This is a genomic window from Pseudonocardia sp. (assembly GCF_025965585.1).
Classification (GTDB): domain Bacteria; phylum Actinomycetota; class Actinomycetes; order Mycobacteriales; family Pseudonocardiaceae; genus Pseudonocardia.
Map to the genome: position 1 here is coordinate 1 of NZ_JAOPWR010000394.1, position 12,427 is coordinate 12,427.

At 72.9% G+C, this 12,427-nt stretch carries 12 protein-coding genes and 1 pseudogene; 3 read left to right on the forward strand and 10 right to left on the reverse strand.

Features of this window, described 5'->3' with window-relative positions; genetic code table 11:
- Positions 1-242: pseudogene (locus JWR81_RS24405) on the reverse strand (glycosyltransferase family 9 protein); the annotation flags it as partial.
- 58 nt (positions 243-300) lie between these two features.
- Between JWR81_RS24405 and JWR81_RS24410 the strand changes: the two are divergent.
- Positions 301-1,386, forward strand: coding sequence for a glycosyltransferase family 9 protein (locus tag JWR81_RS24410; RefSeq protein ID WP_297657698.1), 1,086 nt, complete (start codon positions 301-303; stop codon positions 1,384-1,386).
- A gap of 82 nt (positions 1,387-1,468) precedes the next feature.
- On the opposite strand, the gene JWR81_RS24415 is transcribed toward JWR81_RS24410, so the two are convergent.
- Genes JWR81_RS24415 through JWR81_RS24425 form a run of 3 tightly spaced genes read right to left on the reverse strand, consistent with a single transcriptional unit; the run spans position 1,469 to position 3,404 of the window.
- Positions 1,469-2,542: a glutamate--cysteine ligase gene (locus JWR81_RS24415; RefSeq protein WP_297657701.1), complete on the reverse strand. Its 1,074-nt coding sequence runs from the start codon at positions 2,540-2,542 to the stop codon at positions 1,469-1,471.
- Positions 2,539-3,213: an HAD family hydrolase gene (locus JWR81_RS24420; protein WP_297657704.1), complete on the reverse strand. Its 675-nt coding sequence runs from the start codon at positions 3,211-3,213 to the stop codon at positions 2,539-2,541. Before JWR81_RS24420 ends, JWR81_RS24415 begins: the two co-directional genes overlap by 4 nt.
- An 11-nt stretch (positions 3,214-3,224) precedes the next feature.
- Entirely contained in the window at positions 3,225-3,404 is a 180-nt protein-coding gene (locus JWR81_RS24425; RefSeq protein WP_297657708.1) for a hypothetical protein, read from the reverse strand.
- Positions 3,405-3,736: 332 nt separating this feature from the next.
- On the opposite strand from JWR81_RS24425, the gene JWR81_RS24430 reads away from it, so the two are divergent.
- Both JWR81_RS24430 and JWR81_RS24435 read left to right on the forward strand, forming a co-directional pair.
- On the forward strand, positions 3,737-4,639 hold the full coding sequence (locus JWR81_RS24430) for a DMT family transporter (RefSeq protein ID WP_297657711.1): 903 nt from the start codon (positions 3,737-3,739) through the stop codon (positions 4,637-4,639).
- Positions 4,640-5,079: 440 nt separating this feature from the next.
- Positions 5,080-6,072 carry a hypothetical protein gene (locus JWR81_RS24435; protein WP_297657714.1) on the forward strand — a complete coding sequence of 331 codons (993 nt, stop codon included), beginning with the start codon at positions 5,080-5,082 and terminating at the stop codon, positions 6,070-6,072.
- Positions 6,073-6,486: 414 nt separating this feature from the next.
- Here JWR81_RS24435 and JWR81_RS24440 read toward each other — a convergent pair whose 3' ends face one another.
- The 6 genes from JWR81_RS24440 to JWR81_RS24465 all read right to left on the reverse strand — a co-directional run bounded on the left by JWR81_RS24440 (position 6,487) and on the right by JWR81_RS24465 (position 12,422).
- On the reverse strand, positions 6,487-6,900 hold the full coding sequence (locus JWR81_RS24440) for an ATP-binding protein (RefSeq protein WP_297657717.1): 414 nt from the start codon (positions 6,898-6,900) through the stop codon (positions 6,487-6,489).
- Complete coding sequence (locus JWR81_RS24445; protein WP_297657720.1) at positions 6,897-7,208, reverse strand: STAS domain-containing protein; 312 nt, start codon at positions 7,206-7,208, stop codon at positions 6,897-6,899. Before JWR81_RS24445 ends, JWR81_RS24440 begins: the two co-directional genes overlap by 4 nt.
- A gap of 34 nt (positions 7,209-7,242) precedes the next feature.
- Complete coding sequence (locus JWR81_RS24450; protein WP_297657723.1) at positions 7,243-9,372, reverse strand: SpoIIE family protein phosphatase; 2,130 nt, start codon at positions 9,370-9,372, stop codon at positions 7,243-7,245.
- On the reverse strand, positions 9,369-9,827 hold the full coding sequence (locus JWR81_RS24455; protein WP_297657726.1) for an ATP-binding protein: 459 nt from the start codon (positions 9,825-9,827) through the stop codon (positions 9,369-9,371). The genes JWR81_RS24450 and JWR81_RS24455 overlap by 4 nt, the downstream gene beginning before the upstream one ends.
- 211 nt (positions 9,828-10,038) lie before the next feature.
- A complete protein-coding gene (locus tag JWR81_RS24460) occupies positions 10,039-10,884 on the reverse strand; it encodes an MBL fold metallo-hydrolase (RefSeq protein WP_297657729.1) in 846 nt (281 codons plus the stop codon).
- Between the two features lie 29 nt (positions 10,885-10,913).
- Positions 10,914-12,422 carry an AMP-binding protein gene (locus tag JWR81_RS24465; RefSeq protein WP_297657734.1) on the reverse strand — a complete coding sequence of 503 codons (1,509 nt, stop codon included), beginning with the start codon at positions 12,420-12,422 and terminating at the stop codon, positions 10,914-10,916.
- Positions 12,423-12,427: the final 5 nt, after the last annotated feature.

Here is a 12,427-nt window from a genome sequence, read left to right on the forward strand (position 1 = left end):
TTGACCGCCACGGCGGGCCCGTCGGCGGCGGGCCAGCGCAGCGTTTCCGGCCGGTCGGTGTCCAGCACCGCGTCCACGGCGCCGCTGCACACCGCCAGCGGTGCGAGCGCTGCCGGCGCGGCGAGCACGATCCGGTGGTCGGGGAAGTGACGGCGCAGTCCGCGCAACGCGGGCACGGCGACCAGGAGGTCGCCCAGTCCCAGCGCGCGCAGCACCAGGACGTCCTCGCCGTCGTCGGTCATGTGCGGGGGTTACCCCGGTCGGGCCGGGGGTACGCGTCCGGCGACGGCAGGGGACGGGATGCGACGGATCGCGGTGTTGCGCAGCAACGCCATCGGCGACTACCTGATGGCCACGCCGGCGCTCGCGGCGCTGCGCTCGGCGTTCCCCGACGCGGAGCTGACGTTGCTCGCCGCCGGCTGGCACCGCGCCTTCCTCGACGGAAGACCGGGTCCGGTCGACCGGGTGCTCGTGCTGCCCGAGGTGCCCGGTCTCGCCGGGCAGCCCGGTGGGGCCCCGCCCGACGCGGAGCTGCCGGGCTTCCTCGCGGCCGCCCGGGCCTACGGCTACGACCTCGCGGTGCAGTTGCACGGTGGCGGCGCCCGGTCGAACCCGTTGGTCACGGACCTGGGGGCTCACTACACGATCGGCCTGCGGGCCCCGGACGCCCCGGGCCTCGACGCCACCGTGCCCTACCGCTATTACCAGCCCGAGGTGGCGCGATACCTGGAGGTGGTCGGGCTGGTCGGGGCGACCGGCCCGGCCGAGTACCCGGAGCTGGCGTCCGTCCCGGGCGAGGACGACCGCGCCGAGCGACTGCTGCCTGCGCAGGACGGGCCCTGGGTGGCGCTCAACCCCGGGGCCGGGGATCCGCGGCGGCGCTGGTCCACGGCCAGGTTCGCCGCGGTCGCCGACGCCGTAATGGCGAGCGGAGCACGCGTGGTGGTGGTCGGCTCCGACGCCGACGTCCGCACCGCGGCCGAGATCACCGCTCGGGCCCGGTCGGCGCCGCTCGACCTCACCGGTCGCACCGACCTCGGCACGCTGGCTGCGGTGTTGCGGCGCTGCGCGGTGGTCGTCTCCAACGACTCCGGTCCGCTGCACGTCGCCCGCGCCGTCGGGGCTCGGACCGTGGGCCTCTACTGGTGCGGCAACGCGATCAACGCGGCACCCGAGACGCGCTCCCGGCACCGCCCCCTGCTGAGCTGGCGCGTGCACTGCGTGGAGTGCGGTGTCGACTGCACCCCCGTCGGGAGCCCCCACCGGCCCGGCAACGGCTGCTCGCACCGATCGTCGTTCGTCGACGAGATCCCGGTGGCCGAGGTGGTCGACGAGGTCGAGGACCTCCTGCGTGCGAGCCCGGCTGCCGGCACCGACCCGAGGTAACGCCGCGACCCGCACGGTCGTCCGCCGGCGGATCTGCAGCGGGATGTGGATCTCGGGCGACACTCCCGTCGCTCACGCACCTCTACATGGTGGCATCGGCCACCACGGAGCGCAGCTCGCCGGTCCGGGCGAACACGGCCCGCTGGCGCGCCGCGCCAGTGCCCCTGTGCAGTACCGCGTCGGCCAGCTCGCGGACAGAATGCAGGTCGCCCGCGTCCTGTAGCGCCTCCGCGACGTGCTCGATCAGGGCGTCCACCACGGACCCCGCGGGCGCCGGCTTCCATGTCCGCGGGTCGAGCAGCTCGGCGTCGGTCCCGGACCGCCCCGCCCGCCACGCCGCGAGCCGCAGCACCTCGGTGCGCACCGGGTCCGGTGCGGTTCCGGCCCCGCGGACCGCGGTCTCCACCAACGCCCGGGTCAGCGCGGCGATGAGAACGGTGTCGGCGGGCTCACGGCAGACGTCAGCCACCCTGATCTCCACGGTGGGGTGGTGGCGGGACAGCCGGGCGTCGAAGTACAGCATCCCCTCGTCGAGTATGGTGCCCGTGGAGAGCATCGCGTCCGTGACCTCCCGGTAGCCACCGGGCGTGCCGAAGAGCCCGGTCGGGCCCGCGGACGGCCAACGTCCCCACAACTGGCTGCGGAAGCTCGCGTAGCCGGTGTCCGCGCCGTTCCAGAACGGCGAGTTCGCCGACAGCGCGAGCAGCGGCGCCAGCCACGGGCGGATGCCGTCCAGCGCCGCGACGCCCTCCTTCTCGGACCCGACCGACACGTGCACGTGGCATCCGCATGTGAGCTGCTCGGCGCCGGTGTGGCCGAACGTCTCGATCATCCGCTCGTACCGGGGTGACGGCGCGACCGTCGGGTCCACCGGCAGCGGCGAGGTCGCCAGCGGCGCGAGCTCGACCCCGGTGGCCCGAGCGGCGTCGCGCGCCTGAGCCCGGGTCCGGCGCAGCTCGTCGTGGAGGTCGTGCAGGTCGCGACAGGGCCGCGTGCCCGTCTCGAGCTGCTCCCGCTGCAGCTCACCGGTCAGCTCGGCGTCGGCATCCCCGTCGTCGTCGGTACCGCGCAGCACGGCACCGGCGACGTCCCGCGGCTCCCCGGTCGACCGGTCGACGAGCAGGAACTCCTCCTCGACACCGACGGTGCGGGTCACGACTCCCCATCGCGCCGTGCGGCCCCGCGCAGGAGCGTGCGGTCGAGGGCGTCGTGCAGGTCCCGGATCGACTCGAAGACCTCGCGGGCCCCGGCCCCGCGCAGCTCGTCGGGGGAGAAACCGCCGGTGCGGAGCCCGTAGCCGGGGATGCCGGCGTGATCCGCCGCGACCAGGTCCCACACCGAGTCTCCGACCAGGACCGCCGCCGAGCCGCCCACCCTCTCCACCGCCCGCTGCAGGAGATCGGGCTGCGGCTTGGTGCGGTCGACGTCCTTGCTCGTGAGCCACGCCGCGGCCAGGGACCGGCCGTCGAACAGGTCGAGGTAGCTCTCCACGTGGTCCGGGGCGCCCGAGCTGGCGAGCACGATCGTCAGGCCGCGTTTCGCCACGTCGGTGAGCAGGTCCCGCACGCCGTCGAAGGCCTGCACCTCGTGCAGCATCGGCGCGTACTCCTCCGACCAGGCCGCGCGCAGGTCGTCGCCGTGCTCGGCCTCCACGTCGTCTCCGGCGACGGCCGCGACGAGCTGGTCGCCGCCCATCCCGATGGCGCGGTGCAGCCGCCACACCGGCAGCCCGATGCCGAAACGGCGGAACGCGCGGTACCACGCCAGCGCGTGCTGGTAGTTGGTGTCGACGAGCGTGCCGTCGACGTCGAACACCGCGGTGTCCACGGCACCGACCGTCACGACGACGACTTCCGGCGGTCGGCGTCCACCTCGTCGCGCTCGAGCCGGGTCCGGCGCCGCAGCTCCCCGTCGTCGGGGTGCGGCCCGGCCTTCGCCCGCTCGCGGTGGTCTGGGTGCGGCGTGTCGTGCGGCTCGATGACGCTGCCGAGGTCCGGATCGTCCTGGGTCGTGCTCATGCGGGTGAGGTACCCCGCGTGATGGGGTTTCAACCTGATCACCGCTGTTCCCCGTCCGTCTGAACCGTCCCCGTCACCGCTTCGTACCCGGGATCCTGCAGGTCACCGTGATCGACGTCGGCCCGACGCTGCGGGCCCGCGCGTTGACCACCCGGCTCGGCGGGGTCGTCATCGACATCCACCGTGCCGCCGGGGTCGGACCGCGGCTGGGCGTACGCGGGAACGCCCACCGTCAGCGGAGTGGTCCTTTGTCTCGAATGGAGCGGGAGCGGGTAACCAGGATGCGTGCGATCACGGATCCGGGCGGCGCAGCAAGCGACAGCGAGCATCCTGTGCTGAGCGTCGTCCTCGTCGTTCTCGCCGCCCTGTGCAACGCCACGGCGTCGGTGCTGCAGCGGAAGGTCGACCGCGACGAGCCTGTCGACGGGCCCACCGGCCTGTCCCTGCTCTGGGACCTCGCCCATCGTCCGGCCTGGATCGCGGGCATCGCCGCGCTGATCGTCGGTTTCCTGCTGCAGGCGGCGGCGTTGGCCACCGGGCCGATCGTGCTCGTGCAGCCGCTGCTGGTGCTGGAGCTGCCCTTCACCCTGTTGCTGGCCGGCGCCGTGTTCGGTTCCCGGCTGCACGCCCGCGAGTGGACCGCGATCGCCGGGATGAGTCTCGGGCTCGCGGCCCTGCTCTACGCCCTGGCGCCGAGCGGTGGCGATCCGCTCTCCCCGTCGGTGGGTACGTGGGTCGTCGGGCTGGCCGTCACGCTCGGCGTCGCGGGCATCTTCGTCGTGGTCGGTCACCGGTCCTGCGGATCGAGGCGCGCGGCGGCGTTCGGGCTGGCGACGGGCATCGGCTTCGGGCTGACTGCCGTGCTGGTGGCCGCGATCGGGGCCGTCTGGAAGTCCTCGGGCTGGCCCGGGCTGCTCACCTCGCCGTTCACCTGGCTGCTGGTCGTGCTGGGACCCGTGTTCTTCTATCTGCTGCAGAGGACCCTGCAGGCGGGCCCGCTGGTGGCGTCCCAGCCTTTCCTCACGCTGTTCAACCCCGTGGTGGCGGTCGGATTCGGGGTCGCGGTGTTCGGCGAACGGGTCAACGGCAGCGGTTGGCTGGTGCTGGCGGTGGCCGGTGCGGTGCTGATCGGAGCCGGCACCGTGCTGCTGGCCCGTTCGCCCCTGCTCACGCGCACCGAAGGCGGTGACAGCGCCGACGTCAGCACCGACGGCCGGCACACCGACCGCGCCTGACACCCCGTGCCCGAGACCGTGATGACGGCGCTGATCCTGCGAGGGCCGTGAGTAGCAGGTCGACGTGCAGCCGGACGGGGATTCCGGCGTCACGGCCTCCCGTGACCCATGCGTCGGCCCGGTCACGGATCCGGCACCCGGTACCTGATTCCTCGGGTCCTGGACGGGAACCCGCCCATCGACCGAGATTGTTCTCGTCGCGGTGCAAGGCAGCTCTCGGCGTCCCCACAGCACCGTGCGGAAAGACCGACGGGCCCGAGGAGGCGGCGATGGCATCGCAGAAGACGCTCGACCGACCGATCCGTTGGGAGGCCGAGGACAGCGGCCGGGAACGGGTCGTCGCCGTCGGCCTGCTGGCCGATCCCGGGCTTCCCACCGAGATCGGCCAGCAGCTTGCCGAGGAGCTGCCGAACATGTTGGCCGATCAGCCCCGGGACGGGATGCGCTACTCGTTCACCGTGGTCTCGGAGACGCTGCGGCGCTCCGGGGACGCCCGGGGCGAGCGGCTGATCGACCTGGCAGCCGAGCGACGCCGGCGGGAAGGATGGGACATGGCGATCTGTCTGACCGACCTGCCGGTGTACAACGACGGCCGGCCCCTCGTGGCTGAGCTGAGCCAGGACAAGGGAGCGGCGTTGCTCGTCGTTCCGGCGTTGACGGTGCTGCATCCGGCGGAACAGGCTCGCGACATCGTCGCCGGGCTGATCCTCGAGTGGGCGGCCGGCCACTCCGGCGACCAGCCCCTCCAGCGACTCGAGGATCGGGTGACGAACCTGCATCGAGTCGAGCCCGACGACGAGGACATCGACCTGCGTCTGACCAGATCTTCAGGACAACTGCAGATGCTGGTCGGCATGGTGTGGGTGAACCGGCCGTGGCGGCTGGTGCTCGGGTTGCGCAGTGCGCTCGCCGCCGCCCTGGCCACCGCGGCCTTCGGCCTCGTGTCCAGCCCGGTCTGGCAGGTCAGTGCGGCCATGAGCACGGCGCGCCTGTGGGTGGCAACCGTGGTCTCGCTCGCCGCGATCGGCGGATGGCTGATCCTGAATCACGCACTGTGGCAGCACCCGGCAGACAACGACCCTCGGGAACGCCGCCGGATCCGTCTCTACAACGCGGCGACACTGTTGACCCTTGCGATCGGCCTGCTGGTGTCCTACCTGGCGCTACTCGTCGGGGATTTTCTGACCGGCTGGTTCGTGGTGGTCCCGCAGGTGTTCTCCAACGCGATCGGACGGCCGGTCGGCTTTACCGATTATCTCCGGCTCGCCTGGCTGGTCTCCTCACTGGCCACCATCGGCGGCGCTCTGGGATCCGGGCTCGAGTCGACCGACACGGTCCGCAGCGCGACGTGGGGCACCCGGTACCGGAAAGCCGGCTCGCACCGTCGCAAGAGGCGAGCTGATTCGGGGTCGCAGCGTGTGGGCAGGGGGTGAAGCACTCGACCTGTGTGCGCCCGGCGCGCTGTCGAAGGCGACCGGCGCGCACGAGGGCCGGTACGGCCAGATCGCAGGAGACGTGGTCGGTGACGACCTGCTTGATGACCTCGAAGCGTTCGGAGTCGCAGTACGTGGTGATCGGCGGGTCGACCCGGCCGGGGCAGGCCCGGGTCGACCCACTGCGGCGCAGGCCATCCGACCGTATTCGACCGTGCGCCCGGCCCCAGTATGGAGCCCCGGTGCCATTCCCGCTGACCTCGCACGCCTTTCAGGACGCGAGCACGATCAACAATCCGAGTATTCGGAGTGGGTGTCGTACACGTGCGGCCACCGAGGCCGGATCGCTGTGGCCCATCGAGGTGGGTCGGAACGGGTAGCGGCGCTGCTGTGGTCCGCGTTGGTCGAGGCGCCTCACGCCACGGGCGGCTCGTCGCCGGCGCCGCGGGTCAGCTCGAACCACACCTGTTTGCCGCTGCCGTGCTGCTCGCTGCCCCATCGGTCCGCGAGTACGGCGAGCAGCCACATGCCGTGCCCGCCCGCCGCGCCTGGTTCCAGGGTGCGCGGGGGGTCGGCGGAGTCGTCGGCCACGCTGACACGCAGGACGGGGTCGGCCAGGTGCACCCGCACCTGCAGGGCGGCGTCGCTGACGACGTGGCGTAGGACGTTGGTGACCAGCTCGCTCAGCAGCAGCAGCGCGTTGTCGCAGAAGGACTCCGCTGCCCATGCGGCGAGCAGCTGCGCCACCACCGAACGTGCGGCGGGGACACTGCGCGGGTCCGGGGGCAGGTCGATGGTGGCTCGCAGGGTGGTCGGGACGACCGTCATCGCGTGGCGCCGTCGGGTGCGGGCTGCGCTGCGGGGAGCACGTCGAGCTTCTCGAGCAGGCCGAGCGAGGCGAAGACCCGCAGTGCCGACCCGTCGCCCAGGCGCACCGCGAGCCGTCGACCCGCGTCACGGGCCCGCGCGTCGGCGAGCAACACGAGCCGCACACCGGTCGAGTCCACGAACGTGAGCCGGCTCAGGTCCACGACCAGCAGCTCCGGTTCTGCGCTCTCGGCCTCCTCGACGCGTTGTTGGGCCGCGTCGAAGGTCGAGAGGTCGAGCTCGCCGTCGAGGACGACTTCCACGGTCATGATGCCGCCTCCGCAGGACCGAGCACGTCGGCGGTCACGGCGCAGCCTCCACGACGAGCAGGGCGATGTCGTCGCGCGGCCGCCCGTGCTGGAACGCCACGACGTCGGCGAGCAGCCGCTCGGCCAGTGCCTCTGCGCCACCCGAGGCCTGCGTGCTCACGACTCTCGTCAGTCGATCGGCACCGTAGAAACCGTCCACTCCCCGCGCCTCCGTCACACCGTCGGTGTAGAGCACCAGCATGTCTCCCGGATCCAGTCGCACGGTGGTCGCGAGGAGGTCCACCTCGGGGTAGACGCCCAGCAGGGTGCCGGACAACGCCACAGCCTCCACCTGGTCACCGCGTCGGACCAGTGGGGGCGGGTGTCCGGCGCCGGCCAACCGCACGGTGGCGCCCGCCGCGTCGACCTCGATCTGGGCATGGGCCACGGTCGCGAAGCGGGACGCGCCGGCCGCGGTGTCCAGCAGCATCGCCTCGTTGAGCCGCCGCAGGGCCTCGACCGGCCCGAGCCCGTGGGCGATCTCGGAGCGCAGGGTGTGCCGGATCAGGGCCGTGAGCGCGGCGGCTTCCGGGCCCTTGCCGCAGACGTCGGCCACCACGACCGACCAGCGCCCGGGCACCGCACCGGGCACCACGTCGTAGAGGTCGCCGCCGACATGCACGTCCGCGCTCGTGCTCATGCTGCCCTCGACGTCGCCGGCGGTCTGGGCGCGGTACCGGGCGGCCAGGCGCAGCCCCGGCACGACGGGCAGCGCCGCCGGGAGCAGCGCGGCCTGCAGCGTGTCGGCGATGTGGTGCTGCAGCTGGTAGAGCCGCGCGTTGTCCAGGGCGACGGCCGCCATGGTGGCCACCTGCCCGGCGAAGGCCAGGTCGGCCTCGTCGAAGTGCCGCCCGGACTCGGCGTGCACGAGGGTCAGCGCGCCGAGGCTGCGACCGCGGACGAGCAGTGGCATCACCAGGGCCGACGCCATGCCGATGGACCGGATCAGGTCGAGGTGCTCCTCGTCGACGGCCGCGGCGACGATCAGCTCGTCCGGCACGTCGGGGAAGAAGGCCGGCTCGCCGGTGCGGCTGACCGCGATCGCACCGGCCGGGGCATCCGGGTCCGACGGATAGCGCTCCTGTAGCCGGGTGACGAAGGCGACCTTGTCCGGGTCGTCGTGGGCCACCGCGATCTGCTCGACCCGCTCGTTGCGGACGAGGTGCACCGCGCACCAGTCGGCGATCTCGGGCACGACCAGGTCGGCGAGCTGCTGCAACCGCTCCTCCACCGACAGCGGCGCCTCCATGAGGCGTCCGGCGTGCGCGAGGAAGGTCATGCGCGCGAGCTGCTGCTCGGCGACCGCCCGCGCGTCGCGCTCGGCGAGGAGCAGCCGGGCCCGGTCGAGCGCCTGCGCGCACAGCGCGGCGACCGCCTGGAGGTAGTCGCGCTCGTCGGGCGTGAAGGCGCGCGTCTCGGAGAAACTGAACACAACCGCTCCGACGTCGCGGTCCTCGACCCGCAGAGGCAGGCAGGCGGTGGCCTGGATGTCGCCGGACGTGCCCACCGGGGCCATCTCCGGGTAGCGGGCACGCCACTGCGCGGCATCCTCCAGCCACACCGGCGCGCGGTCGAGCACGGCATCGGAGAGCGGACGCCCGCGGCGCAGCGCGATCCGCTCGAACCGGCGCGTGGTCTGGTCCGGCCAGCCGGCGGCGTGCAGCACCTGCAGGGTGTCGGCGTCCGTGCGGGTGTAGGCCCCGGCGGCGTCGGCGCCGAGCAGCGCGGCGGCGGTCGTCACGGCGAACCGGCCGATCTCCGAAGGTGTCGCGGCACCCAGCAGCTCACCGGTCAGCTGTTGCAGGGCGACCCCCCGCTCCCGCGCGCCCGCCACCCCGGCCACGGCGGGGATCCCGTGCAGCACCACCCCGCCCGACAGCGGCACCAGCCCGACGGTCATCGCGGGCTCGACCAGCTCGACGGCGGTGGCCTCGCACCGCTCGAGGACCTGGTCGAGCGCCGGTAGCAGGTGCGGCTGCGACCGGACGTCGCGCAGCGGCCGGCCCACGGCCAGGCCGGGCAACGCGCCCCGCGCGGCCGGGTTCGCCCAGCTGACGACGTGCTGCGGGCTGCGCGTCACGATGATCGGGAACGGCAGATCGCCCTCCGTGGGACCGGCGCTCACCGGCCCACCTCGTCCACGGCGGGCGGCCACCACGACGCGGGGCCCGACGGCGTTGCGGTGGCAGCCGCACCGCTGACGGTGAAGGCGATGCGGGTGCCGGCGGTCCCGGCGTCGAGCGCCACGTCGTCGCCCAGTGTGTCGATGACCGCCAGGCCGCGTCCGCGGTAGCCCGGGTCGGCGGGGGGCTTGCGCCACCGGCCGAAGTCGCGCACCACCACGAGCACGCCGCCCTCCGGCCCCAGGCTCACCGACAGCTCGAACTCGCCCGGCTCGATGTTGCGATAGGCGTGCTCGACGGAGTTGGATGCGGCCTCGCTGACGAGCAGCTGGAGGTCCTCGACGAGCTCCTCGGCGAGCCCCGCGAGCGCACCCCACTCCCGCACGGCCCGCCGCACCGCGGGCAGCACGCGCGGATCAGCACGCCACCTCTGCTGCAGCCGGTCCGCGGTGCCCATGCGCCCACTCCTTGACCGCCATCGTCCGGCCCCGCCGCCGATCGGCCTCGCGCCGAGCCGCGTCAGTGTGCCAGACGCGCCACATGAACGGTGGGTTGTCATCGACGGCTGCTCGGCGGTCGGGTTCCCTCGGCCCGCATCCCGTATCTGCAAGCACCAGGCGACCGCAACGCAGTGACCACGCTTGCCGGCCGCGAGGTGGCGTCGGCGGTCACTCCCCGCCCATCGCCGCCAGCATCACGTCGAGGACCGCCTGATCGGGGCACGGCGGCGGTGTGGTCCCGGCGAGTCTGCCGATCATGTCGAAGGCCTGCTCCACACGTGGCCCGTCGATCACCGGGCTGTGGCCGGAGATGATCGTGGACATCCCGTGGCTCCGCACCTCCTTGACGCAGGCCGCGTAGCGGGTCGCGTCGACCATGCTGAGCCACGGCGAGAGCGCGTGGATGCCGAACATGACCATGCCGCCCCACCACGCCTCGGGGTCGACGTCGGCGATCGTGTCGGCGGGTGCCACGCCCGGGCCGCCGGGCACCGGCGAGGCGAACGCGTCGGCGGCCCAGTAGACGCCGGTGGAGGTGTCGTAGAGACCGCGGGTGGCGGGGGAGTCGTAGACGGGCGGGCGCAGGGCCACGAGCATGCGGTCCCCGGCGTCGAACGACTCGCCGTCGTTGAGCCAGCGGCAGCGCTGCAGCGGGAACTCGTAGGCGTTGGCGAAGCGCTCCACGAGCGTCCAGCTGCAGACGAGCCGCGCGTTCGGGCAGGCGTCCATCACCTGGCTGAGGTTGCCGGTGTGGTCGGAGTCGTCGTGGGTGAGGAACACCCATCTGACGTCCTCGGGCTCCACCAGGCCGAACACGTCCTGCAGCCATTGCTCCCGGTTCCGGGCGCTGCCGGTGTCGACGACGATCGGCTCGGCGCCCTGGATGACCGCGGAGTTGAGGTACACCGACAGAGGCGCGCCGAGTGCGTGCTGGACGTCCTGGATCACGTAGGTGCCGGGGCCGACCTTCTTCGGGGCCTGGTGCACGGTGGGGACGGCATCGAGGAGGGACATGGTCGTCTCGCTTCCGGGTGGCAGTGGTGCTAGGCGCGTGCACGTTCCTCGATGTCGACCTCGGCGGCGGTGCGCTCGGTCGGGAGCTGCTTCTTGGCGATCTTCTGGGTCTCGGTCAGCGGCCAGGTCTCGACGAACTCGACGTAGCGCGGCCGCTTGTAGGGCGGCAGCCGTTCCGCGCACCAGTCCCGGAGCTCCTCGGCGGTGACCTCACCGCCGGGGCGCACCATGACGAACGCCTTGACGTCCTCCTCGGTGAGCGGCGAGGGCACGCCGATCACCGCGCTGGACGACACCGCCGGATGGGCGTCGAGGACGACCTCGACGTCGGCGGGGGACAGGTTCTCCCCGCGGCGGCGGATCAACTCCTTGACCCGTCCCGCAAAGAAGTGGTTGCCGGCCTCGTCGATCCGTGCCAGGTCGCCGGTGTGCAGCCAGCCCCCGCGCAGTACGTCGGCCGACTGCTCGGGCATGCCGTAGTACCCGGGCGTGGTGGCCGGGTTGCGCAGCTGCAGCTCACCGACCTCGCCGGGGGCCACCTCCTCGCCGGTGGACGGGTCGACGACGCGCGAGCTGTTGACCGTGCCCAGGCGCGGGTGCTGGCGCGGGCGGCCCATCGAGCCGTAGGCGGGCGGCTCGTCCACGGGGCAGATCAGCCCGTACGGCGACTCGGACAGCGCGTAGCCGATCACCAGCCGGAAGCCGAACCGCGCCGTGATCTCCTCGTGGCGCTCCCGGTGCGGCGCGGGTGCGGAGTAGCAGTACCGCAGCCGGTGCTCGCGCTCGACCGGCGACGGGTCGCGGGCCATCAGGATCTCGACCATCGCGCCGATCGCGTTGAACACCGTGGCGCCGGTGTCGCGGACCGTCTCCCAGAACGTGCTCGCCGAGAACTGCGGCAGCAGCACGAGCTGCGCGCCGCAGCACCACGACCCGAGGGTGGAGTAGGCCTGTGCGTTGAGGTGCGAGAGCGGCAGTGTCGTGAGCAGCACGTCGTCGCTGGTCAGCTGCAGCCAGTACGGGTAGCCCTCGGCGGCCATCGTGTACATGCCGTGGGTCTCGATGATGAACTTCGGCCGTCCGGTGCTGCCCGAGCTCTGGATGTAGGACGCGGGCTGCTCCGGCGTGGTGGCCGCGGGTGCCGCGGGCTCGGCACACAGCAGCGCGGCGACGTCGGTGCACGCCACACCGTCGGGCACCGCGGTGCCGGCCGGCGCGACGACGAGCCTCGCCCCGGTCTCCTCCAGCACCGCCGCGAGCTCCGACTGCGCCGCCTTCGGGTTGACGGCGACGCTGACCGCGCCGCTCAGCACCACGCCCAGCCAGGCCCGGAGGAAGTCGAGCCCGTTGGGCAGCACGATCACCACGTGGTCGCCGGGCGACACCCCGCGCTCCCGCAGGCCGCCGACGCAACGGAGCGCATCGGCGTGCATCTCCGCCCGGGTCGCCTCGCCGTCGGGCGTGCGGCACCACGGCTCGTCGGGCCAGCGCTCCACGCCCTGGGCGAGGAGCTCGGAGAAGGTCAGGATGTCGGGCACGGGCA

What these genes read in the sequence shown, in the direction of transcription:
- JWR81_RS24410 (WP_297657698.1), top strand. Translation starts at nt 301, where the DNA reads ATGCGACGGATCGCGGTGTTGCGCAGCAACGCCATCGGCGACTACCTG.
- JWR81_RS24425 (WP_297657708.1), bottom strand. Translation starts at nt 3,404, where the DNA reads ATGAGCACGACCCAGGACGATCCGGACCTCGGCAGCGTCATCGAGCCG.
- JWR81_RS24435 (WP_297657714.1), top strand. Translation starts at nt 5,080, where the DNA reads ATGCGCTACTCGTTCACCGTGGTCTCGGAGACGCTGCGGCGCTCCGGG.
- JWR81_RS24440 (WP_297657717.1), bottom strand. Translation starts at nt 6,900, where the DNA reads ATGACGGTCGTCCCGACCACCCTGCGAGCCACCATCGACCTGCCCCCG.
- JWR81_RS24445 (WP_297657720.1), bottom strand. Translation starts at nt 7,208, where the DNA reads ATGACCGTGGAAGTCGTCCTCGACGGCGAGCTCGACCTCTCGACCTTC.
- JWR81_RS24455 (WP_297657726.1), bottom strand. Translation starts at nt 9,827, where the DNA reads ATGGGCACCGCGGACCGGCTGCAGCAGAGGTGGCGTGCTGATCCGCGC.
- JWR81_RS24460 (WP_297657729.1), bottom strand. Translation starts at nt 10,884, where the DNA reads ATGTCCCTCCTCGATGCCGTCCCCACCGTGCACCAGGCCCCGAAGAAG.